The following is a 2,195-nucleotide window of genomic DNA, read 5'->3' on the forward strand; positions in this document are numbered from 1 at the left end:
GTCGAGACCTGCACGTCGGTCAGGCCCGATGAGCATCGCCGCAGCTGGGACGTCCGGCTTACCTTGGCGGCATCGACGCAAGCGGTTACGCCTGACGACAAACAGACCCACTTCTCAAACACGCTCTAAGGGGTCAAGATTCGAGTTTCCACCGTCGTTGACATGTAGAGCCACCGGGAAGATCGACGAACGCCGTCAGCCGCCGTGTCGACACTGTCCATGTCCGAATCGAGCAGGAGGCGCGCCAGGATCATCAGCTCGGTGACAGTCGGTACGGATCGCCCGCACTCAGAAATATCACTCTTGAGGCACGGCCTCGCCGGCATCCTCATTTGCCGCTGATGGTGCGCGGGCCTTGAGGCTGGGTGTCACCCGCCAGCTGAGTCCCAGACACGCTCGAACGCGGCTCGTGTGACGGCGAACGGGCTCCAGTCTTCTTCTGGATCATCCAGACTCGCCTCGCCGAGGCCGCCGTACTGGTCTTCTTCGTGTCCGGGCCCGTAGCGCAGGACCGGCCCAGCGTCGTACACCTCGATCTGCCGGACCGGCCAACCGTCGTCATCGACCTCGAAGTACCAGACCGAGTGCCCCCATGTGGCGAACTCGTCACCGCGCGACTCCTCCCAGCGGCGGCGATAGAAGCGTCCATCCATGGCCGCAAGCGTAGATCCACTTCCGTGCGCGGATCTGCCGCAGACCGCGCTCGCCAGCGCTCGGTCCATCGTGACAGCGAGTGATCGAGCTTCCCGCGGCAGGGCATTCGACTCTGCCGATGGGCGCGCGTTTCGTGGTGCCGCGTGAACGCCTACAGTACCGATCATGGGTGCGTCTGGGTGGAGCTATGTCGTGGAATATCAACCCGATCTGGAGGCGGCGTTCGAGACGCTGCAGGCGAAGGTCTTCACCGAGGGCGACTATTGGTGGGCGGTTCCGGGTGAATGGGGCAAGTCCGCACGCGACTATCCGAACCGCCCCCGAACCATCGACGAGCTCTTCGCCGACGAGAGGGTCCAGGAGTCGGGCACCCATTCGATCCTCGACATGCGGCGAGTGCTGCCCGACGGCGAGCCGCAGAAGTTCGGTTGGCTCGATGCGGCCGTGACCTCGCCGTTCGAGTTTGATCGGCTCTTCGCCGAGTACGGCGAGCCCGAGTACGGAACGATCGCTCCGGTGACCACCGCGGAGGCGCTCGACCGGGCCGGCGTCGAGAAGGTCACTCGCGACCACCTGGAGGTGATCGACGATTTGGCCAAACACCGGTGGTTCGGACGATGCGCCGTCCTACACGATGCCGCCGGTATGCCGACCGAGATCTACTTCTGGGGCTGGTCCGGGGACTGACTGCCCGCGCACTCATGCCGCCGGTCGGTTGTTCGGTTCGCCGTCGATCACCGCGCTCGGTGCGTCGTTGCAGCGGGTCGGATTACGGCGCTTGCGTACAGGTTGGCGTAGAAGGGCGGACGTTCGGCTGCGCGGCGCGTGCATCAGCCAGCGCGTTTTGCTGCCTACGCCACAAGCGCTGCACCCAAGGATTGGCGTCCTCGGTCGGCTCGGTCAATGGCAGCAGTGTCGGGGCGGTCTCTACGAGATGAAGCAAGGTCCAGGCCATACCGAAGCAGTTGTCTGGGCCGAACAAATCGATCCAGGAGCGCCGCCTCGTCGTCGCTGAGCGGACGCTCGATTGCGAGCAAGGCATGCTCGATCGCGGCGAGTGTCTGATCTGCGGTGTCGGAGTCGTCGTCTTCAGAGGGAAATGGCCCGAGCGCGTGGAGACGCTTCACCTGGTCACGAACGTCCATTCGGCTCCGCTCCCTCGCGTCGTGGGTGGGCATCAACGATCGTAGACGGCCGCGCAGGACCACATCCGCACATGCCGCGATCCGCTCGCTACGGAACGTCACGCCGCTGGCTTGCCCGGCTCCCGGACATGCCGAATAGCGGATGCATCCACTCTGGTGATCGGCACTATCGTGATCGCGTGGCCATGGAGAGACAACGGCAGGACTACTTCGATGCTCTCGGCTGGGTAACGCATCTTATGACAGGGGTGCGGAGTGAACTCCTCGAAGCCCTGTCTGTCAGGGTCAGGTGAGACACAGTTCGGGCTTCCGTTCTGACCACCCATCAGGGCGAGACTGGACCAGATGACCGTGACCTTGACCGTTGCAGACTCCCCGACCGGCCTGACCGATGAT

3 protein-coding genes are annotated in these 2,195 nt (G+C 64.1%); 1 reads left to right on the forward strand and 2 read right to left on the reverse strand.

All coding sequences use genetic code 11. The features are described 5' to 3' along the window. Window positions 1–368: 368 nt before the first annotated feature. A complete protein-coding gene (locus ABD901_RS58365) occupies window positions 369–653 on the reverse strand; it encodes a hypothetical protein (RefSeq protein WP_345144974.1) in 285 nt (94 codons plus the stop codon). 166 nt (window positions 654–819) lie between these two features. Between ABD901_RS58365 and ABD901_RS58370 the strand changes: the two genes are divergently transcribed. Continuing rightward, window positions 820–1,341: a hypothetical protein gene (locus ABD901_RS58370; RefSeq protein WP_345144976.1), complete on the forward strand. Its 522-nt coding sequence runs from the start codon at window positions 820–822 to the stop codon at window positions 1,339–1,341. Between the two features lie 556 nt (window positions 1,342–1,897). Here the strand turns inward: ABD901_RS58370 and ABD901_RS58375 are convergent. Continuing rightward, on the reverse strand, window positions 1,898–2,195 hold a 298-nt coding region (locus ABD901_RS58375; RefSeq protein ID WP_345144978.1), incomplete at its 5' end, for a hypothetical protein.

Origin of the sequence: Dactylosporangium darangshiense, assembly GCF_039537565.1 — a bacterium.
In the GTDB taxonomy this organism is placed as follows: Bacteria; Actinomycetota; Actinomycetes; order Mycobacteriales; family Micromonosporaceae; genus Dactylosporangium; species Dactylosporangium darangshiense.

Coding starts and splice junctions, on each gene's coding strand:
- ABD901_RS58370 (WP_345144976.1), top strand. CDS start 820: ATGGGTGCGTCTGGGTGGAGCTATGTCGTGGAATATCAACCCGATCTG.
- ABD901_RS58365 (WP_345144974.1), bottom strand. CDS start 653: ATGGATGGACGCTTCTATCGCCGCCGCTGGGAGGAGTCGCGCGGTGAC.